Origin of the sequence: Stenotrophomonas sp. PD6 (assembly GCF_049199305.1) — a bacterium.
Lineage (GTDB): Bacteria > Pseudomonadota > Gammaproteobacteria > Xanthomonadales > Xanthomonadaceae > Stenotrophomonas.
Map to the genome: position 1 here is coordinate 279,880 of NZ_JBLZQD010000002.1, position 23,136 is coordinate 303,015.

The window sequence follows — 23,136 nt, forward strand, 5'->3', positions numbered from 1 at the left end:
CTGCAGCGGCCGTGGATATCGGCCAGACCGACATTTGATTCGCGCACCATCCTTGTTAAGGTTGCCGTGCGGCATCCCGCGCGCCGGTGCGGGTATGCCTGAAATACGAAAAATCCAACTACATCAATAGTCCATATAACCAATGAAAATCGCTTCCTGGAACGTCAACTCCCTCAACGTTCGCCTGCCGCACCTGGAACAGTGGCTCACGGCGTTCGCGCCGGACGTGGTCGGCATCCAGGAAACGAAGATGGAGGACCACAAGTTCCCCGACGCGGTACTGGCGGGGCTGGGCTACCGCAGCGTGTTCGCCGGGCAGAAGACCTACAACGGCGTGGCGCTGCTGTCGCGTGAGCCCGCCCAGGACGTGCAGATCGGCATTCCCGGGTTCGAGGACGAGCAGAAGCGGGTCATCGCCGGCACCGTCAACGGCGTGCGCATCATCAACCTGTATGTGGTCAACGGCCAGGATGTGGGCACCGACAAATACGCCTACAAGCTGCGCTGGCTCGACGCCGTGCACGAATGGGTGGCGTCGGAACTGGCGAAGTACCCCGAGCTGGTGGTGATGGGCGACTTCAACATCGCCCCGGACGCGCGCGACGTTCACGACCCGCTGGTCTGGAATGAAAACCACATCCTGACCTCGACCGCCGAGCGCGGCGCGCTGAACAAGCTGCTGCAGCTGGGCCTGCACGACGCATTCCGCCTGCACAGCGAGGAAGAGGGCATCTTCAGCTGGTGGGACTATCGCGCGGCCGGTTTCCGCCGCAACCTGGGTCTGCGCATCGACCTGACCCTGGTGTCCGACGCGCTCAAGGCGCGCGCGCTGGCGTCGGGCATCGACCGCGAGCCGCGTACCTGGGACCGCCCCAGCGATCACGCCCCGGCATGGGTGCAGCTGGGCTGAAACCAACAAGGCCCGGCGGATGCCGGGCCTTGTCGGAGAAGAGTACCCACCAATCGTGGGTACCCACCTTGTGGAATCAGCGGATGCTTTTGCGGGTGAAGAGATTCACGATGGCCAGCAGGATCACCGCGCCGATCAACGAGAACAGGAACGTGCGGATGGTGATCGCTTCGTTGATGCCACCGCCGAACAGCCAGCCGGCCAGCAGTGCGCCGATGATGCCGACCACGATGTTCAGAATGATGCCCTGCTGCGCGTCACGCCGCATGATGATGCTGGCGAGCCAGCCCACGATGCCGCCGACGATCAACCAGATGATGATGCCCATGGTAGTGATTCCCTGTGGTGTGCGGATACGACCGGGCCAGTTGACGGCAGCCCCCGTGAAGTCGTCGTGCAGTCGTCTTGTCAGGGTGTTCGCATGAGCCTGTCGGCGACGCCCGACGGTCCGTGGCGGTTCGGCCCGGTCACCGTGTGGCGGTTGCCGCACGTCCACGGCACCCGTGGCGAGCCGCAGGCACGGGTGCTGCTGGCACAACAGCTGGGCGGCCACCCCGACACCCTGCCGCTGCAGCGCGACCCGCGCGGCCGCCCCGAACTGCATGGGCCGCTGGCCCATGTCGGCACGGGCTGGAGCCACAGCCACGGCCTGCTGCTGGTGGGACTGGGCGAAGGCGTCCGGCTGGGCGTGGACCTGGAGCCGTTGCGGCCGCGGCCACGCATGATCGAAATCATCGAGCGTTTCTTCCACCCGGACGAAGTGACCTGGCTGCTGGGGCTGGACGAGACTGCCCGCAATCACTGGTTCTTCCGCGTCTGGTGCGCCAAGGAAGCCATCCTCAAGGCGCAGGGGCAGGGCATCTCCTTCGGCCTGCATCGCCTGCAGCTGGCGCCGGACCCCGAGGGCGCCCTGCACCTGGCCTGGTGCGACCCCGAACTCGGCCCGGCCCCACGCTGGCACCTGCACGAATGGCAGGCGGCGGCCGATTTCCGCGCCGCGCTGGCCTGGCACTCCCTGTAAGCGCACCGAATCCGCGCAGTCGTGGCGGCGCCACCCTGCGATAATGGGCGCATGACCGAACACAAACTTCCGGCCGGCGTGGCCGAATCGCTTGAGCAGGGCCTGGCGGCCATGGGGCTGGACGCCGCCCTGGCGCCGCCCCTGCTGACCTACCTGACCCTGCTGGACCGCTGGAACCGGACCTACAACCTCACCGCCATCCGCGATCCGCGGGAGATGGTGACCCGCCACCTGCTGGATTCGCTGGCGATGCAGCCGCACCTGGAGCGCGGCAGCCTGGCCGACCTGGGCACCGGCCCGGGATTGCCCGGCATTCCACTGGCCATCGCCCGCCCGGAGTTGCAGGTGACGCTGGTCGAGAGCAATGGCAAGAAGGCCCGCTTCATGCGCGAAGCCGTGCGCCAGCTGGGGCTGGGCAATGCCCGGGTGGCCGAGTCGCGGGCCGAGGCCCTGGCCGAGCCGGGCGCCTACGACCACCTGACGGCGCGCGCCATGGATACGCTGGCCGGCATCATCGCCGTCGGCGGCCATCTGTTGCGGCCGGGCGGTCGCCTGCTGGCCATGAAGGGCGTCTACCCGCATGACGAGATTGCCCAGCTGCCGGCCGGCTGGCGGGTCGAACAGGTCCTGCCGCTGCACGTTCCGGGCCTCACCGGCGAGCGTCACCTGGTCGTGGTGGCGGGGCCCTGAGCGCCCTTCAACGTGCCTGGGGAGGGCTGCGGCAATCCGTCGCCGCGCATCTCACAGTGCATGACACGCCTCATATACGCATAATGCCCAGTCCCACTCCCTGCCGATGAGGCTCACCCGCATGGCTCGCATCATCGCCATCGCCAACCAGAAAGGTGGCGTCGGCAAGACCACGACGGCCGTCAATCTGGCCGCTGCCCTGGCGGCTGCGCCCAAGCGCGTGCTGCTCGTCGACCTCGATTCCCAGGGCAATGCGACCATGGGCAGCGGTGTGGACAAGCGCGAAGTTGCCGCCTCCACCTGCGACCTGCTGCTCGGCGAGAGCACCGCGGTCGAGGTGCGGGTGACCACCCCGGAAGGCTTCGACCTGCTGCCGGGCAACATCGACCTGACCGCCGCCGAGATCCAGCTGATGGACCAGGGCGAGCGCGAGCAGCGGCTCAAGCGCGCGCTGGCCCCGATCCGCGATGAATACGACTTCATCCTGATCGACTGCCCGCCGGCGCTGTCGCTGCTGACCCTGAACGCGTTGGCCGCCGCCGATTCGGTGATCGTGCCCATGCAGTGCGAGTACTACGCGCTGGAAGGCCTGAGCGCGCTGGTGGAAACCATCGACGCGCTGCGCGCCAACCTCAATCCCAGCCTGGAGATCGAGGGCGTGCTGCGCACCATGTTCGACGTGCGCAACAACCTCGCCAATGCCGTGTCGGCCGAACTGACCGACCACTTCGGCGACCGCGTGTTCCGCACCATCGTGCCGCGCAACGTGCGCCTGGCCGAAGCGCCCAGCCATGGGCAGAGCATCGTGGGTTACGACCGCGCCTCGCGCGGCGGCGTCGCCTACCTCGGCCTGGCCGGCGAGATCATCCGCCGCCACCACCAACGCAAGACGGCCGACAAGGCCATGGAGACCGCCTGATGAGCACCAAGCCCGCCCCCGGCAAGAAACGCGGCCTTGGCCGTGGCCTCGATGCCCTGCTGGGGCCGAAGGGAGCGGTGACACAGGTGCAGGCCGCCGCGGTGGTCGAGCCGCTGCCGGGTGAAGTACTGCGCAAGCTGCCGGTCCAGCACCTGCAGCCGGGCAAGTACCAGCCGCGCCGCGACATGGACGAGACCAAGCTCGCCGAGCTGGCCGAGTCGATCAAGGCGCAGGGCGTGATCCAGCCCATCCTGGTCCGCCAGCTGGGCACCGACAGCTTCGAGATCGTGGCCGGCGAACGCCGCTGGCGCGCCTCGCAGCTGGCCGGCCTGGACGAAGTGCCGGTGGTGGTGCGCGAGCTGGAAGACCGCACCGTCATCGCGATGGCGCTGATCGAGAACATCCAGCGCGAAGACCTCAACCCGCTGGAAGAAGCCGAGGCGCTGCAGCGCCTGATCAGCGAATTCGCCCTGACCCATGCCGAGGCCGCGCAGGCCGTTGGCCGCTCGCGTGCGGCCGTGTCCAACCTGCTGCGCCTGCTGGAACTGCCGGTGGCGATCCGCCTGCTGCTGGAAACGCGTCGCCTGGAAATGGGCCACGCCCGCGCGCTGCTGACCCTGGCCCCGGAACTGGCCAGCAAGCTGGCGCAGGAAGCGGCAGACCAGGGCTGGTCGGTCCGCGAAGTGGAACACCGCGCGCAGCAGTTCGCCGCCGGCAAGGTGCCCGGTTCGCTGCGCAAGAAGCCCAGCGCCAGCGCGCCCCAGGCCGATATCGCCTCGCTCGAAACCGAACTGTCCGAATCGCTGGGCGCCCGCGTGGCGATCAACCACGGTCGCGGCGGCAAGGGCAAGCTCATCATCCATTACACCGACCTGGACACGCTGGACGGCGTGCTCGAACGACTCCGCGTACAGAAGGGCTGAGTCCCCCACTGCGCAAGAGGAATCCACTCACCTGATGAACCCCACCAAGGTCGACCGCAACCATCTGTTGCGTCTGACCGACCTGCCGAATGTCGGGCCGGCCTGTGAGAAAGATCTGCGTCTGATCGGCATCCGCGTGCCCGCGCATGTGCGCGGTCGCGATGCCTACGACATGTACGCGCAGCTGTGCATGCGCACCGGGGTGCTGCACGACCCGTGCGTCATCGACGTGTTCCTGTCGATCGTGCGTTTCATGCAGGGCGAAGCCCCGCGGCCGTGGTGGGATTTCAGCAAGGAACGCAAGGCCACGCTGGCCAAGGACGCGCCGCTCAGCCTGTAGCACAATGGCGCATCGAAACGTTTCGGATGCCCTTCCATGACCATTCTTGTGACCGGCGCCGCCGGCTTCATCGGCGCCAATACCGTCCGCGCGCTGCGCGATGCGGGCGAAGCCGTGGTCGGGCTGGACAACTACAACGCCTACTACGATCCGCAGATCAAGCGTGACCGCGTGGCCGCGCTGTGCCCGGGCGCCGACATCCGCGCGCTCGACCTGACCGACCGCGACGGCCTGGCCGCGCTGTTCGACGACGTGGCGCCCACCCGCGTGATCCACCTGGCCGCCCAGGCCGGCGTGCGCTATTCGCTGGAAAACCCGCACGCCTACGTCGACAGCAACCTCACCGGGTTCGTGAACATCCTGGAGTTGTGCCGGCACCGGGGCGTGGAACACCTGGTGTATGCCTCCAGCAGTTCGGTGTACGGCGATTCGGCCACCCCGCCATTCTCCGAAGACCAGCGCATCGACAAACCGCGTTCGTTGTATGCGGCCACCAAGGCGGCCAACGAGCTGATGGCCTACACCTATTCCCAGCTCTACGGCCTGCACGCCACCGGCCTGCGCTTCTTCACCGTCTACGGACCCTGGGGCCGGCCGGACATGGCGCCGCTGCTGTTCTCGCGCGCGGTGCTGGCCGGACGCCCGATCGAGGTGTTCAACGAAGGTCGGATGCAGCGCGATTTCACACATGTTTCCGACATCGTGGCCGGTATCCTCGGCGCGCTGGCGCACCCGTCCAGCGAGGATGTACCGCACCGTGTCTTCAACCTGGGCAACCACACGCCGATCGAGCTCGAGCATTTCATCGGGGTCATCGAAGCCGCCGCCGGACGCCCGGCGCAGAAGGTCTACAAGCCGATGCAGCCCGGCGACATGGTCCGCACCATGGCCGACACCACCCGCGCGCACGACGCTTTCGGCTACGAGCCGGCTACCCCGATCGAGCAGGGCCTGCCCCCCGTGGTGGCGTGGTGCCGTGATTATTTCGGGGATCGCGCCTGACTCACACCGGCTGGTTCATCTTCGGATAACCTTGGACGCGGAAAATGCGCGGTCTTTTACATCCCTGGCCTTTCGCAGAGCCCGATCATGAGCCAACCCCAGTTGTCGGTCGTCGTTCCGGTATTCAATGAACGCGACAACGTCAAACCCCTGATCGACGAGATCACTGCTGCCCTGCGCGGCCAGCTGGACTTCGAGATCGTCTACATCGACGACCATTCGCGCGACGACACCCTCGCCGTGCTGCAGGGGCTGAAGGCCAGCAATCCCGAGCTGCGGGTGCTGCACCATGTGAGCCAGAGCGGGCAGAGCACCGCCGTGCGTACCGGGGTGAAGCATGCCCGCGCGCCGTGGATCGCCACGCTCGACGGTGACGGCCAGAACGACCCGGCCGACATTCCCAAGCTGCTGGCCGCACGCGCCGCCGCCGCGGCGCAGGTGAAGCTGTTCGCCGGCTGGCGGGTCAACCGCCAGGACAGCGGCAGCAAGCGCTGGGCCAGCAAGTGGGCCAACGCGATCCGCGCGCGCATGCTGCGCGACGACACGCCCGACACCGGCTGCGGCATCAAGCTGTTCGAGCGCGACGCGTTCCTGGACCTGCCGTACTTCGACCACATGCACCGTTACCTGCCGGCGCTGATGCAGCGTGCGGGCTGGGCGACGGTGAGCGTGCCGGTCAATCATCGGCACCGCACCGCCGGCGTGTCCAAGTACAACAACCTGGGCCGTGCGCTGGTGGGCATCCGCGACCTGCGCGGCGTGGCCTGGCTGATCACGCGCAGCAAGCGCACCGCCGTGGAAGAACGCTGATGGAGCTGCACTGGCTCGACCAACCGCTGACCTGGCTGTTCTGGACCGGCCTGCATGTGACCGGCTGGAAGCTGATCGGTTATACCGGTGCGCTGATGTTCGGCGGCCGCTGGCTGGTCCAGTTCGTCGCCTCCCGGCGTGCCGGCAAGCCGGTGATCCCGCGCCTGTTCTGGTACATGAGCGTGGTCGGCAGCCTGATGACGCTGAGCTACTTCCTGTTTTCGGCCAAGCAGGACTCGGTGGGCGTGCTGCAGAACCTGTTTCCGGCGTTCACCGCGCTGTACAGCCTGAAGCTTGATATCCAGCATCGGGGATGGAAGCGGGACAGGGCGCAGCATTGAACGGTCTACCGACCAAGTCTACCGACCAACGGTCGGTAGCTACCGGGTAGAGCCGACCACGCGCCTTCGGCGCTCGGGTCTCGACCGTTGGCCGATCCCCAGGTCCTGCCCGCTTCCCGGGCAGGACCTTTGATCCATGCGCCCACCCGGGTGGCGGTGCCATGATCGGGGTTTGCCGTCCATCGGGAACCGCTGATCGTGAAATCGCCGCTCGTCACCGCTCTGCTGCTTGCCCTTGCCCTCCCCGCAGGCGCCGCGTTCGCCGCCCCTCCGGCCGCGCCGGCCGCTGCCTCCGCCAGCCTGGCCGCTGAAAGTCCCGCCGATGCGCAGTTCCGTGCCATCTACGAGAAGGAATGGAAGTGGCGCCAGGACGGCGGTGGCGAAGCCAGCGAAGACGGCGACGGCCCGGCCCATGCCACCCGCATGCCCGATGTGGGCGCCGCCGCCCAGCAGGCGCGGCTGAAGGTCTGGGACGCGGTGCTGGCCCAGCTCGACACGCTGGACCCGAAGACGCTGTCGGCCGACAACCAGATCAACTACGCCATCTACCACGACCAGGTCTTCAACCTGGCCGCCGAGGTGCGCCTGCGCGGCTATGAAATGCCGTTCAATGCCGACTCCTCGTTCTGGTCGAACCTCTCGTTCATGGCCCGCCGCGAGATGAAGACGGCGCAGGACTACCGAAACTACATCGCGCGCCTCAACGATGTACCGCGCTACTTCGACCAGCAGACCGACAACATGCGGGCCGGCCTCAAGCGCGGCTTCAGCGTGCCGCGCGCCGTGCTGGATGGCCGCGAAGTGTCCATCGCCACCGTGTCCGAGCTCAAGGACCCGACCGCGTCGCCGCTGTATGCCCCGTTCAAGAAGCTGCCGTCCGTCATCCCGGCCGCGGAACAGGCCGAGCTGCAGGCGCAGGCCCGAAAGGCCATCAGTGGCAGCGTGGTACCGGCCTTCGCCAAGCTGCGCACCTTCTTCGTCAGCGAATACGTGCCGCAGGCGCGCACCACCTTGGCCGCCGAAGCCCTGCCCGACGGCGAGGCGTACTACAAGCAACAGATCCACGAATACACCACGCTCGACCTCACCCCGCAGCAGATCCACGAGATCGGGCTGAAGGAAGTGGCGCGCATCCAGAAGGAAATGAACGGCATCATCAAGCAGGTCCAGTTCAAGGGCAGCTTCGCCGACTTCCTGGTGTTCCTGCGCACCGACCCGCAGTTCTACGCCAAGACCCCCGACGAGCTGCTGTACCGCGCGGCGTGGATCTCCAAGCGCGTCGACGGCGTCGTCGGCAAGTACATGACCCTGCCGCGCGCACGCTTCACCATCGTGCCGGTCCCGCCGGACATCGCGCCGTTCTGGACCGCCGGCCGCGGCGGCATGGGCACCTACTGGCTCAACACCTACAACCTGCCGGCGCGCCCGCTGTACAACCTGCCTGCGCTGACCCTGCACGAGTCCGATCCCGGCCATGCCCTGCAGGGCGCGCTGGCCGCCGAGCAGGGCGAGCAGCCCGAGTTCCGCCGTACCGCCTACATCTCCGCCTACGGCGAGGGTTGGGGCCTGTACTGCGAGAAGCTCGGCGTGGAGATGGGCATCTACGAAACCCCGTACGAGGACTTCGGCCGCCTCACCTACGAGATGTGGCGTGCCGCGCGCCTGGTGATCGACACCGGCGTGCACCACAAGGGCTGGACCCGCGAACAGGCCATCGCCTACCTGCGCGACCACACCGCGCTGAGCGAGCACGAAGTCACCACCGAGGTCGACCGCTACATCTCGTGGCCGGGCCAGGCGCTGAGCTACAAGCTGGGCGAGATCGCGATCGTGCGGCTGCGCGCCGAAGCCGAACAGGCGCTGGGCGACCGCTTCGACGTCAAGGCCTTCCACGACGCCGTGCTCAAGCAGGGCTCGGTGCCGCTGCCGGTACTGGACGCACAGATCCGCGCCTACATCGCCGCGAATCGCGCCCCCTGACGTCGGTAATGGCCGCAAACCGATGTGCGCTTGTGCACACATCGGCGTGCGGCGCTGGGCAGGTGGCAAAACTGCGGGCGACATCGCAGCGCCATGGACACGGATGACTAGGCTGACGGGCGTGCGCTTCAACGAGCGCGCGTCCCCACCCTGGAGCCCGACCACGATGGATCGCCTCGACGCCCTGCTATCCCGGTGCCTGCCTTGCGCCCGATCACGTTCGCCCACACCTGCGTCACCCCCGGGGTCGACACTTCTGGCGGTGCGCAACACCTCGTGCGATACCCCGCCGGCCGCAGCTGTTCCCGCTGCAGATCCGCTGCGTGGCTTCGCCGTCCCGCCCCAGGATGCGCGGCGCCTGGTCGCGCTCTGCCGGCAGTATCCCAGGGCACTCGATCCGGACTACGGCATGGCGCTGCCTGCCGCGCATCGCGCGGCCATTGACAGCTTCCATGCCCGGCGGAGCCAACTGCTGCGCGACGTGCTGGGTGCTGGGCAGCCCTCCAGCGGGGAAACCACGCGGAACGCGTTGCCGGATGTCAGCCACCTGCGGACCCAACCCGACGTCCTCAAGCACCTGCTGCGTACCTCTTCCGGCGTGGTGGTCGGCGAGGCGCACGCGTCGAGGGCAAGCAAACGCCTGCTTATCGACCACATGCGCCTGCTTCGCACATTGGGCGTCGACACCCTGTACCTGGAACACCTGCAGGCCGACATCCATCAGGCTGACCTCGACCTGCTGCACCAGAACGCCGGCCTCACCCTGCCGCTGAAGCAGTTCCTGTCCGATCAGGACCGCGGGCACATGACCGATGCAGCCTCCGGCGCCACCTTCCGCGCGGTTGTCGACGCGGCCACCCGGGCTGGCGTGCGCATCGTGGCGCTCGACCTGATGGCCAGCTACCACCTCAAAGGGGCCAAGCACGAGGTCACCGGCGATGCGCATGGCGACCACCTCCGTACGCGGGTGCTGAACCATGTCGCGGCCGCCCGCATCGAACACGACCAGCATCGTCCCGGAGCGGGCGACCGGCCCCGGCGCTGGATCGCACTGGTAGGCAACACGCACGCGGGCACCTTCGATGGCATCGCGGGCATCGCCGGGCGCCTTGGCGTGCCGAGCATGCGCGTGGAAGATATCCATGACGCCAACGCGCCGCGGCTGCAGGCGGGCATCGACCCCGGCCTCACCGTGCTTCCGTCCGCCCTGCGCGCGCACGGCCACCTGCGCTGCGACTACCTGCTTCAAGTGCGCTCGCCAACGTGAACCGCCGGCCGCGCTGCGATTGTGTAACGGGCGGATCGGCCGCTACCCTGCCGCCCATGATGTCCCGTCTGCGCCGCCGCCTGCCGTTGCCGCTCCGCCTGCTGATGCTGGCGGTGATGCTGCTGGGCACGGCCGGTGGCGCCCTGGCGGCGGCCCTCGGCGACCTGCACGCGTTGTCGCACGCGGAGACGGCGACCGCGCCGCATCCGGCGTCGCATGCCGAACTGGTCGCGTCCATTGACGTGCAGATGGACGCCTCCATCGACGCCGATGACGACGGCACCCGACTGCTGCATGCGCTGGTCCACTGCGGGCATTGCCACGGCCACGGTGGCGTGCTGCCGCTGGCCGCATCGGCCTGGACCCTGCCTGGCGCGCCGGCCCACCTCGTGCCGGTCGGCATGACCGCACAGCTGCTCGCCCAGCCCCCCGAGAGTCTGCTCCGCCCCCCGATAGCGGTCTGATGCCGCGCGGCCGCGTGCCGCGACCGACATTCTGAACCGCTTTCTGGAGATTCCCATGTGGATGCGCCTGGCAGCCTTGGCTGCCGTAGCGTTCGTGCCGTGCGCGTCTGCGCAGGGCACTGCGCCTGTTTCACCGTTGCCCGTTGCTTCACCCGCCGCCCCGCCGGCGTCGTCATCCCCGCTCACCCTGGACGACGCCTTCGCGCGCGTGGCCAGGTTCCACCCGGACCTGCGCGTGGTCGACGCCCAACGCCCGATCTGGGAAGCGCGCCGTGACGCGGCCGTGCTGCGCCCGCCCGTGACCCTCGGCGTAGCGCTGGAAAACGCGCTGGGCAGTGGGGGCAGCCGCGGCTTCGATGCCGCCGAGCTGACCGTCACCCTCGCCGGTGTGCTGGAACGCGGCGGCAAGCTCGATGCCCGCCGCGTGCTCGCGCAGGCCAACCTGGACACCCTGGCGCCGCAGCGCGAAACCGCGCGCCTGGACCTGCTGGCCGAGGTGGCGCGACGCTACCTGGGCGTTACCGAGGCGCGCGCGCAGCTGGCCATTGCCGATACCGATATCGAGCAGCGTCGCCGCGCCGTTGCCGCCGCCCGCCTGCGGTTGCAGGCCGGCGCCTCGCCCGAATCGGTGCTGATGACCGCGCAGGCGATGCTCGCCCAGGCCGAGGTCGATCGCGCCCGCGCGCAGCAGATGGATCGCTCCGCCCGGCTGGCGCTGGCGGCCTTGTGGCGTGAGCGCGAGCCGGGCTTCGATGGGGTCAGCGGCGATCCGATGCAGCTGCCCGCGCTGCAGGACTTCGGCGTGCTCGCCGACACCCTGCAACGCACGCCCGAGCTGGCCGTGCTGGCCGGCGAGCGCCGCGTGCGCGAGGCCCAGCTGCAGCTCGCACGCACCCAGGCGCGGCCGGACATCAGCTGGCAGGCGGGTGTGCGCAACAGCCGCGACAGTGGCGATACCTCGCTGGTGGCCGGCTTCAGCCTGCCGCTCGGCAGCGTGTCACGTGCCGGGCCGGAGATCCGCGCGGCCGAGGCCGAACTGGCGCTCAACGGCGTGGAACGTGAGGCGCGCGCGCTGCAGCTCTACGCCACGCTGGCCGAGGCGCATGGCCGCTATGAAACGGCGCGGTTGGAAGTCACGCGCATGGCGCGCGATGTGCTTCCAAAGCTTCAGCGCGCCGAGAACGCCGCCGAGAAGGCATGGCGCGCCGGTGCCATCAGCTACATGGAATGGGCACAGCTGCAGGCCATGCGCATTGACGCGCGTCGGCGCCAGCTGGACGCGGCCATCGCCGCACAGACCGCCCTCATCGAACTTCAACGCCTGACCGGGCAGGGCCTGCTGGCCAGTGCCGACGGCAGCACCCCCACCGATACTCCTGCCGTGTCCGCGGAGGACCGCCCATGACCCGTTCCCTTGCACGCGCCGTCCCGCTCACCGCACTGCTGCTGTGCCTGCTCGCCCTGACCGGCTGTGGCAAGGACGCATCGGCCCCGGCGAACGGCACGACCGGCGCCGACGCCGATGCGGACCACGGTGAGCCCGGCCACGCCGACGAAGGCGACGACCACGCCGAAGCGCCTGAAAGCACCACCATTCCCGCCGCGATGGCGGAACAATCGGGTATCCGCATCGCCGCCGTGGCGGCAGGCACCATTGCCGACGAACACGATGTGCAGGGCCTGCTGACCCCGGTCGATGGCCGCGTGGCGCAGGTGACGGCGCGTTTCCCCGGCCCGATCCGCTCGTTGCGTGCCAACGTGGGCGACCGCGTGCGCGCCGGCCAGGTGCTGGCGAGCATCGAGAGCAACCTCAGCCTGACCACCTACACCGTCAGCGCGCCGATCGGCGGCGTGGTGCTGGCCCGCCAGGCGCAGGTCGGCGGCGTGGCGGGCGAGGGCACCGCCCTGTTCGAGATCGGTGATCTGTCCACGCTGTGGGTGGACCTGCACATCTTCGGCAGCGACACCCAGCACATCACCGCCGGCGTGCCGGTCACCGTGTCGCGCATGACCGACGGGGTCACCCAGGGCACCACGCTGGAACGCGTGCTTCCCGGCACCGCAACCGCCAGCCAGAGCACCGTCGCCCGCGCCACGCTGCGCAACGACGATGGCCTGTGGAGGCCGGGCGCCGCCGTGAAGGCACGCATCGTGGTCGCCACCCGGCCGGCGGTGCAGGTGGTGCCCCTGAGTGCGCTGCAGACGCTGGACGGCAAGGACGTGGTGTTCGTGCGCAGCGGTGATACCTACACCGCCCGCCCGGTTCGTCTCGGCGCACGCGACGCCCAGCAGGTTGAAGTCCTGGACGGCCTGGCGGTCGGCGAAAACGTGGTCACCGAGCAGAGCTACGTGGTGAAGGCCGACATCGGCAAGGCAGGGGCCTCGCATGAGCATTGAGCGCGCCCCGATGCTTGAGCGCATCATCGCCTCCTCCATCGCCCACCGCTGGCTGATGATGAGCCTCACCGTGGTGCTGGTCGCCGTGGGTGCGTGGAGCTTCACCAAGCTTCCCATCGACGCCACCCCGGACATCACCAATGTCCAGGTGCAGATCAACACCGCCGCTCCCGGCTACTCGCCGCTGGAGGCCGAGCAGCGCGTTACCTATCCGGTGGAAACGGTGATGGCCGGCCTGCCGCGCATGGAGCAGGCACGCTCGCTGTCGCGCTACGGGTTGTCCCAGGTCACCGTCGTGTTCGAAGACGGCACCGACATCTACTTCGCGCGGCAACAGGTGGCCGAACGCCTGCAGCAGGTGAAGTCGCAGATTCCGGCCGGGCTCGACCCACAGCTGGGGCCCATCGCCACCGGCCTGGGCGAGATCTTCATGTACACCATCGACGCCGACCCTGCCGCGCGCAAACCCGATGGCAGCGCGTACACCGCCACCGACCTGCGCACCCTGCAGGACTGGGTGATCCGCCCGCAGCTGCGCAACGTGCCGGGCGTGACCGAGGTCAACACCATCGGTGGCTTCCAGCGCCAGGTGCACATCACGCCGGACCCTGCCCGCCTGCGCGCGCTGGGCTTCACCCTGGAAGACGTGGCGGAGGCGGTGGAGACCAACAACCAGAACGTCGGCGCCGGCTACATCGAGCGCAACGGCCAGCAGTTCCTGGTGCGCATTCCCGGCCAGGTCGCCAACCTGGAGGAGATCGGCAACATCGTGCTGGCCCGCCGTGAAGGCGTGCCGATCCACGTGCATGACGTGGCCGACGTCGCCGACGGTCCGGAGCTGCGCAGCGGCGCGGCCACCCAGAACGGACATGAAGTGGTGATGGGCACGGTGGTGATGCTGATCGGCGCCAACAGCCGCGAGGTGGCGCAGGCCGCCGCGGCCCGGCTCGAACAGGCCCAGCGCAGCCTGCCGCCCGGCGTCACGGTGACCGCCAGCTACGACCGCACCGGCCTGGTGGACCGCACCATCCAGACGGTGGCCAAGAACCTGGTGGAAGGCGCGCTGCTGGTGATCGTGGTGCTGTTCCTGCTGCTGGGCAACTTCCGCGCCGCGTTGATCACCGCGGCGGTGATCCCGCTGGCCATGCTGTTCACCCTCACCGGCATGGCGCGCGGTGGCGTGTCGGCCAATCTGATGAGCCTGGGCGCGCTGGACTTCGGCCTGATCGTCGATGGCGCCGTGATCATCATCGAGAACTGCCTGCGCCGCTTCGGCGAACGCCAGCACGCGCTCGGCCGCGACATGACCCGGCAGGAGCGCTTTGCCGAAACCGCCAGCGCCACCGCCGAGGTGATCCGTCCCAGCCTGTTCGGGCTGGGCATCATCACCGCGGTGTACCTGCCGATCTTCGCGCTGACCGGCGTGGAAGGAAAAATGTTCCACCCCATGGCCATCACCGTGGTGCTGGCACTGAGTGGTGCGATGGTGCTGGCGTTGACCTTCGTGCCCGCTGCCATTGCGCTGTTCCTGGGCGGCCGCGTGCAGGAGAAGGAAAACCGGGTCATGGCCTGGGTGCGCCGGCGCTACGAACCATTGCTGGCGTTCTCGCTGCGGCGTGGGCGCTGGATGGTGGCGGGCGCGCTGGTGCTGGTGGTCGGCTGCGGGCTGCTGGCCACGCGGTTGGGCAGCGAATTCGTGCCCAACCTGGACGAGGGCGACGTGGCCATGCATGCCATGCGCATTCCCGGCACCAGCCTCACCCAGTCCATCCAGATGCAGACGCTGATCGAGAACCGGCTGGTGCAGTTCCCGGAAGTGGGCAAGGTGTTCTCCAAAATCGGCACCCCGGAAGTCGCCTCCGATCCGATGCCGCCGTCGGTGGCCGACACCTTCATCATGATGAAACCGCGCAAGGACTGGCCGGACCCGCGCAAGCCGCGCGCGGCGTTGCTGGCCGAACTGGAAGCGGCGGTGGAGCAGTTGCCGGGTAACAACTACGAGTTCACCCAGCCGATCCAGATGCGCACCAACGAACTCATCTCGGGTGTGCGCGCCGACGTGGCGGTGATGCTGTTCGGCGATGATCTGGACACGCTGCTGACCGTGGGCAAGCGCATCGCCAGCGTGGCCGGCAGCGTGCCCGGTGCGGCGGACGTGCGCGTGGAGGAAACCAGCGGCCTGCCGCTGCTCACCGTCACCCCCAACCGCAGTGCATTGGCCGGCTATGGGCTCAACCCCGGGCAGGTGCAGTCCACCGTGGCCACGGCCGTGGGCGGGCAGGTGGCCGGCCAGCTGTTCGAGGGCGACCGCCGCTTCGACATCGTGGTGCGCCTGCCCGAGGCACTGCGCCAGGACCCGGCTGCGCTGGCCGATCTGCCGGTGTCGCTGGCGCCGGCGCTGGCCGGGGACGCCGACGAATCCAGCCAGGCCGGCGGCGGAACCAGCGGCACCGCGCGCACCGTGCCGTTGCGCGAGCTGGCCACGCTGGCCAACAGTGAGGGGCCGAACCAGATCAACCGCGAGAACGGCAAGCGCCGCATCGTGGTCACCGCCAACGTGCGCGACCGTGACCTGGGCAGTTTCGTCAGTGAGCTGCAGCAGGCCATCAACCGCGATGTGCAGGTGCCCAACGGGTACTGGATCGAGTACGGCGGCAGCTTCGAGCAGCTCATCTCGGCCAGTCAGCGCCTGGCCATCGTGGTGCCGGTCACGCTGGTGCTGATCTTCGCGCTGCTGTTCTGGGCGTTCGGGTCGGTCAAGGACGCGGCCATCGTGTTCAGCGGCGTGCCGCTGGCACTCACCGGTGGCGTGCTCGCGCTGGCCGCGCGCGGCATTCCGTTGTCGATCTCCGCCGGTGTCGGCTTCATCGCGTTGTCTGGCGTGGCGGTGCTCAACGGGCTGGTGATGATCAGCTTCGTGCGCAGCCTGCGCGAGAGTGGCATGCCGCTGGCCGATGCCGTACGCGAGGGCGCACTGGGTCGCCTGCGCCCAGTGCTGATGACCGCGCTGGTGGCTTCGCTCGGCTTCGTGCCGATGGCCTTCAACGTCGGCGCCGGCTCGGAAGTGCAGCGCCCGCTGGCCACCGTCGTCATCGGCGGCATCGTCTCCTCAACATTGCTGACGTTGCTGGTGCTGCCGGTGCTGTACCGGTGGCTGCACAAACCGAGGTAGAGCCGGCCTCTGGCCGGCTTCCACCGAAGCCAAGCGCAAATCTGGGCACTGGTAGAAAGCCAGAGCCCAGATTACAGATGCTGCTTCGTCACCAATGATCTGGCTTCACCAGAGGACGCCTTCCTGTGTGTATGCGAGAAGGAAGCTGACACGCCTCAAGCTCTTCGTCATGGATGTGGCTGCGAGTCCAGTCTGCGTGCCTGGATAGGGACGACATGACATTTCGATGGGACCGGGTACCGGACTCCGGAGGCGGTCGGGGAGTTATTACTCCAATCCGGATTCCGGGAAAGTCTTCTCTGATCGAACGGAGTACTGGCTCAACGTCGCTGTCGTTGGAACAGATGACCAACTGCGAGAACCTGCCAGAGCGGGCGTCACGATACATCGCCAAAGCTCGACCTGGCTATCGGGAGCCTGCTTCCGAACAACACTATCGAACAGTGCGACCAAGTCCACCCATTTGTAACGGGTGCCGCGGATACGGCCGTAATAGAGGTTGTAGCCGTCAACGTACACGGCGGTAGATCCGCCCATCTCGATTCCCATTGGGCAAGAAAAAACCGCCTCGCGGCGGTTTTTTCAACCCAAGCCGCTTGGCCAACTTAATGACGGCTGCGAGGGCGAGGTCGTGGGACCATTGGATCAGCGGTTTAAACGCCAGTCAATGCAATCCATCGCACTTCAATTCGCCTGTTCAGAAAGCAACAGACCCTCTGATCCGTCATCGGTTCTTGAAGGATGACCTTCAAGGGTCTCGGCAGTGCAACGCGTCGGCATTCGCCTATCCCGCCAATGGCTGAGGAAAGTACAGAGCATGTCTGACTTCGCAGCGCGACTATCCTGTTTACAAGGTCCGATCAGCAGCGCCGCACGCATGCTGGCACAAGCTGTGAGGTGCTGCATCACTGCCCGACGCAACTGGCTCAGATGCGGCGCTTTCGTCTAGCGGGATGACAGTAACTGTTCGATGACATCGACAGCGATGGATACGCCATCCTCGCGTGCCATCGCATTTCCGAGCGTTCTCGCCCGACTGATGACATCGGAGCGTTCGGCAAATGCAATCGCATTCACCAACGTGTCGTGATCCAACCGCTGCTTCGACAGCGGCGCCGGTGCCACGCCCAGCGCCTGCAATCGCGCCGCCCAGAAGAACTGATCCGCCGCAAATGGCATCACCAATGAAGGCACACCCGCGCGGCACGCCGAATGGGTAGTGCCGCTGCCGCCGTGGTGGATCACGGTGGAACAGCGCGGGAACAACCCTTCATGCGGAGTAGGGCCGACGACAAAGACGTCTGCGGGCAGCGGACCGTCGGGAAGGCCCGCCCAGCCAGGGAACAGCAGCACCCGCCGCGGCGCCAACGCCTGCAGCAATGCCGGCAGCACGGTGTTGCGATCAAACCCGGTCATGCTTCCAAAGCCCACATAAACCGGGGGCGGGCCAGCATCGAGAAAGGCCTGCAGTTCTGGTGTGGGCTGCCAGGGCGCATCCGGTGCGCGCCACTGACCGCACACGTGATGATTCGCCGGCCAATCCGCAGGCGGCGGCACCAGGCTCGGCGAGATGCCATACAACATCGGAAGATCGCGCCACAGTGAACGCCGTGCCGGCATGCCGAGCGCCCGTCGGGCATCGTTGATCGGCGCACGGAAGGTCCGCCACACCGCCTGGTTGACCAGCCCATAGCTGAGCCGGTTGAGCATGCCGGGCAGGCGAAGGCGTGGCAGGAACGGGGAGGGGAACGCGCGGGTAGGGGTGAGCGGAATCATGCCGGTGCCGATAGCGGGCACGGCGTGGTGTTCGGCCACTGTCATGCCCACGAACGCGGCCAGCCCGCCAGTCAGCACGGCATCGCAGCCTGCGGCGGCCGCATCGGCCTGCCGCATCCACGCCGGCACGTGCCGCTGCGCCATGCGCGCCAGTCCCCGCGACGCGGCCGCCATGTTGTTGCCACGCGACACCAGCGCCACCACCTCGTCATGGATGTCGCCCTCGAGCGCTGCATGCGGAACGCCCAGCGCCCGCGCGCTGCCCAGCGTGCCACCCTCAGCCAGCAGCATCACCTCATGACCGGCCGCCTGCAGCCCGTGGCACAGCATCACCAGCGGCCGTGTGTCGCCTTCGGTTCCATAAGTCACTGCCAACAGCCGCATTACCGTGCTCCCGCGAAGTTCGACCAGTATCGCCAGCGGCTGCGACCGCTGCGTGCAGGGCCCCACCCATTCAGGAAATACTGTTGTCAGAGCCTGTGGACAACTTGCACCACTCGGTCGACTCCGGCATAATGCGCGGCTCGCTGTGTCCGGATTTGTCCGGATTGGCGGCCGGGAACACGTCATCCGGTCTGCCCTCGTCAGCGTAACCCTTTGATTCTCATGACGTGTGGCGGGAAACCGTCGAGGCCGCCGTCGCCCGGGCTATGGGCTGACACATACTTTTATCGAGGTGCGCAATGTCCCGCGTATGCCAAGTTTCCGGCAAGCGAGTGCAGACGGGTAACAACGTCTCGCACGCCAACAACAAGACCCGTCGTCGTTTCCTGCCCAACCTGCACGAGCGTCGCTTCTGGGTTGCCAGCGAAAACCGCTGGGTCAAGCTTCGTGTTTCCGCGCATGCACTGCGCACCATCGACAAGAACGGCATCGAGTCCGTTCTGGCTGAGCTGCGTGCGCGCGGCGAAAAGGTCTGAGGAGTAGACGATCATGGCAGGCAAGCGCGATAAGGTCCGTATGATTTCGACCGCCGGTACCGGTCACTTCTACACGACCGACAAGAACAAGAAGAACACCCCCGGGAAGATGGAATTCTCGAAGTACGATCCGGTCGTGCGCAAGCACGTCCCGTACAAGGAAGGCAAGATCAAGTAATCCCTCACCGGATTGCTCGATGCCAACGAAGAACCCGCCTCACGGCGGGTTTTTTCGTTTCCACGGTCGTGCACATCGGCCATGGCAGAATGCCGGCACACCCCCGAACGGGCGCACCGATGCTGTTTGAATGGCTGCTGGGCTCATGGCTGCTGCTGCTGGACTGGCTGATCCGGCTGGCCGCGCTGTTCTGGATTCCCAGCCGCACCACGCCCGGTGCCGCACGCAGCTGGTTGCTGCTGGTCGGCTTCGTGCCCCTGCTGGGCTTGCCGCTGTACCTGTTGTTTGGCCACCCCTGGCTGTCGCGCCAGCGCGTGCAGCGCCAGGCCGAGGCCTCGCAGCTGATCCGCGAGGAGCAGGCGCTGCAGCCGCCGTTGCGCTGGAACCCGGTGCCCGACACCGCGACCGCCGAAATGGTGCCGCTGATCGAGCGGCAAGGTGACTTCATGCCCGTGCACGGCAATGCGGTGGAGCTGCTGGCCGATTACGACGCGTCGCTGCAGGCGCTGCTGGACGATATCGACCAGGCTCGCGACCGCGTCCACCTGCTGTACTACCTGATGTTCGACGATGCGGTGGGCGAGGCCGTCGTGCAAGCCCTGCAGCGCGCCGCCGCGCGCGGCGTGCATTGCCGTGTGCTGCTCGATGCGGTGGGCGCCAAACGCGGCCTGCGCCGCTACCGCCACCGCCTGCAGGCGCTGGGTGTGGACGTGCGCGCGATGCTGCCGGGCGGGTTGCGCTGGCGGCGCAGTGGACGCATGGACCTGCGCAACCATCGCAAGATCGCGGTGATCGACAACCGGGTCGGCTACATCGGCTCGCAGAACCTGGCCCAGCCCGAGTTCGTGCCCGGTTACCCCAACCGCGAACTGGTGGCGCGGGTGCGCGGCCCGGCCGTGGCGCACCTGGAGGCGGTGTTCGCCAGCGACTGGTACATGGAAACCGGCCAGCGCCTGGACGTGGTGACCGTCGAGCCGGTCTGTGGGGAGGATGTGCCCACCCAGCTGCTGCCCAGCGGCCCGGCCTATCCCTTCAGCAACGCGCGCGACGCGGTGAACGCGTTGATCCACCTGGCCCGCCGCCGCATCGTGCTGGTCACCCCGTACTTCGTGCCCGACGAGGCCACGCTCAGTGCGCTGCGCATCGCCGCACTGTCCGGCGTGCAGGTGCAGCTGATCCTGTCGGCCAGCAACAACCAGCGGCTCACCGCGTGGGCGCAGGAGGCGTACTACGACGAACTGCTGCGCGCGGGCGTGCGCATCGCGCTGTACGAGCCACATTTCCTGCACGCCAAGCACCTCACCGTTGATGAGGACATCGCGTTGGTGGGCTCGATCAATCTGGACATCCGCTCGTTCGCGCTCAACGCCGAAATCGGCATGCTCTGCTACGACTGGGGGCTAGTGCGACAGCTGATCCAGATTGAAGACGACTACCTGCGGCAGTCGCGCCAGCTGGACCTGAAGGCATGGCGGCAGCGTGCGACGTGGCGGCGCAGCCGCGAAGGCATCGCGCGCCTGGCCGACGCGCTGATGTAGCGCACAGGGCACTGCGGAGCCATGCTCTACAATGCCGGCATGACCACATCCGAATCCACGTTCCCGGCGGACCTGGCCATCATCGGCGGCGGCGCCGCCGGTGTGCTGGTCGCGCTGAACGCACTGCGCAGCGCCACCTCGGCCGTGCAGATCGTCCTGTTCGAACCGGCCTCCACGCTGGCCCAGGGCATCGCCTACGCCACGCCCTGGCCGGAGCATCTGCTCAACGTGCCGGCCGGCAAGATGAGCGGCCTGCCGGAACTTCCGGGTGACTTCGTGGACTACCTGCTGCAGGCCGATGCCCTGCCGGGCGTGCCGCGCGACGTGGTGGCCGACACCTTTGTTGCGCGCCGCCATTACGCGGACTACCTGCAGCAGCGGCTTGCCGAGGCCCAGGCGCACAGCGCGGCGGCACTGCACGTCGTGCATGAACCGGTCATGGCGCTGCAGCCCGGCGCGTCGCTGCAGCAGCTACGGTTGGCGGACGGCACGCAGTGGCAGGCGCGGCAGGTGGTGCTGGCGTGCGGCAACAGCATGCGCCCGCTGCCGGCACCGGGTGCCGACGCGTTGCCGCCGGGCCGCGTGGTCGACGCATGGGACTACGACGGCGTACGCATGCTCGCGGGCGACGGCGACCTGGCCATCATCGGGTCGGGGCTGAGCATGGCCGACAGCGTGGTCGCGCTGGCCACCGCCGGGCATCGCGGCCGCATCCACGTGGTGTCGCGGCATGCGCTGCTACCGTTGCCGCACGCGCACGCCGGCAGCGCCGATTTCGATCCGCAGCCGCTGCTGGGCATGCCGCTGCGTGCGCGCATGCGCGCGCTGCGCGCGCACGTGCGCGATGCGGCCGCGCAGGGCGTGCCGTGGCAGGGCGTGATGGATCGCATCCGTCCGCTGGGGCAGGCGTTATGGCAAAGCCTGAACACCGCCGACCAGCGCCGCTTCCTGCGCCATGTGGTGCGTTACTGGGATGTGCACCGCCACCGCATCGCAGAAACCGTGCATGCGCAGGTGGCGGCACTGGAACAGTCGGGCCAGCTGCAGCGCCATCGCGCGCGGCTGGATGCGCTGCTGGTGCTCGACGGCACCCTGCAACTGCACGCGCACGGGCCGCAGGGCGGCATGCAGCCGGTGAACGTGGGCGCGGTGATCAATGCCACCGGCGTGGAAACCCGTGCGCTGGCCATGCGCAACCCGCTGCTGCAGCAGTTGCTGGCCGACGGCCACGCGCGCCCCGGCCCGCATGGACTGGGCCTGGACAGCGACGCCGCCGGCCGCGTGCGCGACGCGCAGGGCCAGCCACAGCCGGGCCTGCAGCTGGTGGGCAGCCTGCGCATCGGCACCCTGTGGGAAAGCCTGGCCATTCCCGAGCTGCGCGTGCAGGCCCAGCAGGCGGCAGCAGGCGCGCTGCCCACGGTGCAGGCATAACCCCGGCTCATGCCTGCACTTCGGAATTCGCGTTGGTAGGGCCAACTTCGCGGCCGTAGGCTCCTGTCATGACCACGGAGACACCGATGCCTATTTCCCGCGCGACGCCGGCCCTTCATTTCCACCGCATGTGCGCGCTGAGCGCCGCACTGCTGCTGGCCGCGTGCCAGTCGGCAGGCCCGGGTGCCCCGGTGGTTGCGACACCGCCTGCCAGCGCCGCCGCCGCCGTGGCCGCGTGCCCGGCGAACGCCACGGCGATGGACGGCTGGAACGATCGCGCCCCGCCACGCCGCATCTTCGGCAACACCTGGTATGTGGGCACCTGCGGGCTGTCGGCGGTGCTGGTGACGTCGGACCAGGGGCATGTGCTGATTGACGGCGCCACCGAGCCTGCCGGCCCCCTGATCCTGGCCAACATCCGCGCGCTGGGTTTCGATCCCCGCGACGTGAAAGTCCTGCTCAACTCGCATGCGCATTACGACCACGCCGCCGGCCTGGCCTACCTGCAGCGCATGACGGGCGCGCCGCTGCTCGCACGCGGGCCGGCGGCGGCCACCCTGCGCACGGGCAGGAGCGACCGCAGCGACCCACAGCAGCTCGAGCTGCTGGAAGGGTTCCCCGCCGTGGCCAACGTGCAGGTCATCGACGACGGCGCCATCGTCCGCGTCGGCCCGCTGGCGCTGACCGCGCATGCCACGCCGGTCCACACCCCGGGCGGCACCAGCTGGACCTGGCGTTCCTGCGAGGCCGATCGCTGCTACGACCTCGCCTACACCGACAGCACCAGCGCCATTTCGGACGCCCAGTACCGCTATGCCGACCATCCCGACGCCGTGGCCGCGTTCAGGCGTGGCCTGGACACCATGGCCGCGCTGCCCTGCGATATCCAGATCTCCCCGCATCCGGCGGCCAGCGACCTGTTCGCCCGCCTGCGCGGAGACGCGGGCAAACCCCTGGTGGATCCCGGGCGATGCCAACGCTATGCGCAGACGGGCCGGGCCAATCTGGACGCCCGGCTGGCAGATGAAGCGGCCGGCCGCAAGCCCTGACGCAGCGA

Annotated in this window: 22 protein-coding genes; 20 read left to right on the plus strand and 2 right to left on the minus strand. The window is 68.1% G+C overall.

Translation table 11 applies throughout. From position 1 onward, the window contains the following. The first annotated feature begins 142 nt into the window (after positions 1-142). Complete coding sequence (xth, locus tag ACOZHM_RS04050; RefSeq protein WP_421567674.1) at positions 143-910, plus strand: exodeoxyribonuclease III; 768 nt, start codon at positions 143-145, stop codon at positions 908-910. A 76-nt stretch (positions 911-986) separates the two neighbouring features. On the opposite strand, the gene ACOZHM_RS04055 is transcribed toward xth, so the two are convergent. Next, positions 987-1,238 carry a GlsB/YeaQ/YmgE family stress response membrane protein gene (locus ACOZHM_RS04055; protein ID WP_421567675.1) on the minus strand — a complete coding sequence of 84 codons (252 nt, stop codon included), beginning with the start codon at positions 1,236-1,238 and terminating at the stop codon, positions 987-989. 93 nt (positions 1,239-1,331) lie between these two features. Between ACOZHM_RS04055 and ACOZHM_RS04060 the strand changes: the two genes are divergently transcribed. From ACOZHM_RS04060 to ACOZHM_RS04125, 14 genes are all read left to right on the plus strand, one after another. Beyond that, complete coding sequence (locus ACOZHM_RS04060; protein WP_421567676.1) at positions 1,332-1,931, plus strand: 4'-phosphopantetheinyl transferase family protein; 600 nt, start codon at positions 1,332-1,334, stop codon at positions 1,929-1,931. A gap of 51 nt (positions 1,932-1,982) precedes the next feature. Continuing rightward, positions 1,983-2,621 carry a 16S rRNA (guanine(527)-N(7))-methyltransferase RsmG gene (gene rsmG, locus ACOZHM_RS04065; RefSeq protein ID WP_421567677.1) on the plus strand — a complete coding sequence of 213 codons (639 nt, stop codon included), beginning with the start codon at positions 1,983-1,985 and terminating at the stop codon, positions 2,619-2,621. A gap of 121 nt (positions 2,622-2,742) precedes the next feature. Then, positions 2,743-3,540, plus strand: coding sequence for a ParA family protein (locus tag ACOZHM_RS04070; RefSeq protein WP_313347682.1), 798 nt, complete (start codon positions 2,743-2,745; stop codon positions 3,538-3,540). Next, positions 3,540-4,463: a ParB/RepB/Spo0J family partition protein gene (locus ACOZHM_RS04075; protein WP_421567678.1), complete on the plus strand. Its 924-nt coding sequence runs from the start codon at positions 3,540-3,542 to the stop codon at positions 4,461-4,463. The genes ACOZHM_RS04070 and ACOZHM_RS04075 overlap by 1 nt, the downstream gene beginning before the upstream one ends. 34 nt (positions 4,464-4,497) lie before the next feature. Further along, complete coding sequence (locus tag ACOZHM_RS04080; RefSeq protein ID WP_421567679.1) at positions 4,498-4,803, plus strand: helix-hairpin-helix domain-containing protein; 306 nt, start codon at positions 4,498-4,500, stop codon at positions 4,801-4,803. A 36-nt stretch (positions 4,804-4,839) separates the two neighbouring features. After that, on the plus strand, positions 4,840-5,805 hold the full coding sequence (locus tag ACOZHM_RS04085; protein ID WP_421567680.1) for an NAD-dependent epimerase/dehydratase family protein: 966 nt from the start codon (positions 4,840-4,842) through the stop codon (positions 5,803-5,805). A gap of 87 nt (positions 5,806-5,892) precedes the next feature. Continuing rightward, the gene (locus ACOZHM_RS04090; protein WP_421567681.1) at positions 5,893-6,615 is read left to right on the plus strand and encodes a glycosyltransferase family 2 protein; all 723 of its coding nucleotides are present in this window, start codon (positions 5,893-5,895) and stop codon (positions 6,613-6,615) included. Next, positions 6,615-6,956: a lipid-A-disaccharide synthase N-terminal domain-containing protein gene (locus ACOZHM_RS04095; protein ID WP_421567682.1), complete on the plus strand. Its 342-nt coding sequence runs from the start codon at positions 6,615-6,617 to the stop codon at positions 6,954-6,956. The genes ACOZHM_RS04090 and ACOZHM_RS04095 overlap by 1 nt, the downstream gene beginning before the upstream one ends. A gap of 198 nt (positions 6,957-7,154) precedes the next feature. Continuing rightward, positions 7,155-8,936, plus strand: coding sequence for a DUF885 domain-containing protein (locus tag ACOZHM_RS04100; RefSeq protein WP_421567683.1), 1,782 nt, complete (start codon positions 7,155-7,157; stop codon positions 8,934-8,936). A gap of 262 nt (positions 8,937-9,198) precedes the next feature. After that, positions 9,199-10,203, plus strand: coding sequence for a membrane-targeted effector domain-containing toxin (locus ACOZHM_RS04105; protein WP_421567684.1), 1,005 nt, complete (start codon positions 9,199-9,201; stop codon positions 10,201-10,203). Between the two features lie 59 nt (positions 10,204-10,262). Beyond that, the gene (locus tag ACOZHM_RS04110; RefSeq protein ID WP_421567685.1) at positions 10,263-10,667 is read left to right on the plus strand and encodes a hypothetical protein; all 405 of its coding nucleotides are present in this window, start codon (positions 10,263-10,265) and stop codon (positions 10,665-10,667) included. A 55-nt stretch (positions 10,668-10,722) separates the two neighbouring features. After that, the gene (locus ACOZHM_RS04115; protein WP_421567686.1) at positions 10,723-12,072 is read left to right on the plus strand and encodes a TolC family protein; all 1,350 of its coding nucleotides are present in this window, start codon (positions 10,723-10,725) and stop codon (positions 12,070-12,072) included. Further along, positions 12,069-13,064 carry an efflux RND transporter periplasmic adaptor subunit gene (locus ACOZHM_RS04120; protein WP_421567687.1) on the plus strand — a complete coding sequence of 332 codons (996 nt, stop codon included), beginning with the start codon at positions 12,069-12,071 and terminating at the stop codon, positions 13,062-13,064. The genes ACOZHM_RS04115 and ACOZHM_RS04120 overlap by 4 nt, the downstream gene beginning before the upstream one ends. A 10-nt stretch (positions 13,065-13,074) precedes the next feature. Then, a complete protein-coding gene (locus tag ACOZHM_RS04125; RefSeq protein WP_421568105.1) occupies positions 13,075-16,236 on the plus strand; it encodes an efflux RND transporter permease subunit in 3,162 nt (1,053 codons plus the stop codon). Positions 16,237-17,181: 945 nt separating this feature from the next. On the opposite strand, the gene ACOZHM_RS04130 is transcribed toward ACOZHM_RS04125, so the two are convergent. Next, positions 17,182-18,396, minus strand: coding sequence for a glycosyltransferase (locus tag ACOZHM_RS04130; RefSeq protein ID WP_421567688.1), 1,215 nt, complete (start codon positions 18,394-18,396; stop codon positions 17,182-17,184). Between the two features lie 299 nt (positions 18,397-18,695). On the opposite strand from ACOZHM_RS04130, the gene rpmB reads away from it, so the two are divergent. The 5 genes from rpmB (at position 18,696) to bla (ending at position 23,128) form a co-directional block, all read left to right on the plus strand. Then, on the plus strand, positions 18,696-18,932 hold the full coding sequence (rpmB, locus tag ACOZHM_RS04135; protein WP_313347422.1) for a 50S ribosomal protein L28: 237 nt from the start codon (positions 18,696-18,698) through the stop codon (positions 18,930-18,932). Positions 18,933-18,942: 10 nt separating this feature from the next. After that, entirely contained in the window at positions 18,943-19,110 is a 168-nt protein-coding gene (gene rpmG / locus ACOZHM_RS04140) for a 50S ribosomal protein L33 (protein WP_170272460.1), read from the plus strand. A gap of 119 nt (positions 19,111-19,229) precedes the next feature. Then, positions 19,230-20,648, plus strand: coding sequence for a cardiolipin synthase (cls, locus tag ACOZHM_RS04145; protein ID WP_421567689.1), 1,419 nt, complete (start codon positions 19,230-19,232; stop codon positions 20,646-20,648). A 21-nt stretch (positions 20,649-20,669) separates the two neighbouring features. Further along, positions 20,670-22,079 carry an FAD/NAD(P)-binding protein gene (locus ACOZHM_RS04150; protein WP_421567690.1) on the plus strand — a complete coding sequence of 470 codons (1,410 nt, stop codon included), beginning with the start codon at positions 20,670-20,672 and terminating at the stop codon, positions 22,077-22,079. Between the two features lie 86 nt (positions 22,080-22,165). After that, positions 22,166-23,128 carry a subclass B3 metallo-beta-lactamase gene (gene bla, locus ACOZHM_RS04155; protein ID WP_421567691.1) on the plus strand — a complete coding sequence of 321 codons (963 nt, stop codon included), beginning with the start codon at positions 22,166-22,168 and terminating at the stop codon, positions 23,126-23,128. Positions 23,129-23,136 lie beyond the last annotated feature (8 nt).

Coding starts and splice junctions, on each gene's coding strand:
- ACOZHM_RS04085 (WP_421567680.1), top strand. CDS start 4,840: ATGACCATTCTTGTGACCGGCGCCGCCGGCTTCATCGGCGCCAATACC.
- ACOZHM_RS04125 (WP_421568105.1), top strand. CDS start 13,075: ATGCTTGAGCGCATCATCGCCTCCTCCATCGCCCACCGCTGGCTGATG.
- ACOZHM_RS04070 (WP_313347682.1), top strand. CDS start 2,743: ATGGCTCGCATCATCGCCATCGCCAACCAGAAAGGTGGCGTCGGCAAG.
- ACOZHM_RS04060 (WP_421567676.1), top strand. CDS start 1,332: ATGAGCCTGTCGGCGACGCCCGACGGTCCGTGGCGGTTCGGCCCGGTC.
- bla (WP_421567691.1), top strand. CDS start 22,166: ATGCCTATTTCCCGCGCGACGCCGGCCCTTCATTTCCACCGCATGTGC.
- cls (WP_421567689.1), top strand. CDS start 19,230: ATGCTGTTTGAATGGCTGCTGGGCTCATGGCTGCTGCTGCTGGACTGG.
- ACOZHM_RS04130 (WP_421567688.1), bottom strand. CDS start 18,396: ATGCGGCTGTTGGCAGTGACTTATGGAACCGAAGGCGACACACGGCCG.
- ACOZHM_RS04120 (WP_421567687.1), top strand. CDS start 12,069: ATGACCCGTTCCCTTGCACGCGCCGTCCCGCTCACCGCACTGCTGCTG.
- ACOZHM_RS04090 (WP_421567681.1), top strand. CDS start 5,893: ATGAGCCAACCCCAGTTGTCGGTCGTCGTTCCGGTATTCAATGAACGC.
- ACOZHM_RS04075 (WP_421567678.1), top strand. CDS start 3,540: ATGAGCACCAAGCCCGCCCCCGGCAAGAAACGCGGCCTTGGCCGTGGC.
- rsmG (WP_421567677.1), top strand. CDS start 1,983: ATGACCGAACACAAACTTCCGGCCGGCGTGGCCGAATCGCTTGAGCAG.
- ACOZHM_RS04110 (WP_421567685.1), top strand. CDS start 10,263: ATGTCCCGTCTGCGCCGCCGCCTGCCGTTGCCGCTCCGCCTGCTGATG.
- ACOZHM_RS04080 (WP_421567679.1), top strand. CDS start 4,498: ATGAACCCCACCAAGGTCGACCGCAACCATCTGTTGCGTCTGACCGAC.
- ACOZHM_RS04095 (WP_421567682.1), top strand. CDS start 6,615: ATGGAGCTGCACTGGCTCGACCAACCGCTGACCTGGCTGTTCTGGACC.
- xth (WP_421567674.1), top strand. CDS start 143: ATGAAAATCGCTTCCTGGAACGTCAACTCCCTCAACGTTCGCCTGCCG.
- ACOZHM_RS04055 (WP_421567675.1), bottom strand. CDS start 1,238: ATGGGCATCATCATCTGGTTGATCGTCGGCGGCATCGTGGGCTGGCTC.
- ACOZHM_RS04115 (WP_421567686.1), top strand. CDS start 10,723: ATGTGGATGCGCCTGGCAGCCTTGGCTGCCGTAGCGTTCGTGCCGTGC.
- rpmB (WP_313347422.1), top strand. CDS start 18,696: ATGTCCCGCGTATGCCAAGTTTCCGGCAAGCGAGTGCAGACGGGTAAC.
- ACOZHM_RS04150 (WP_421567690.1), top strand. CDS start 20,670: ATGCTCTACAATGCCGGCATGACCACATCCGAATCCACGTTCCCGGCG.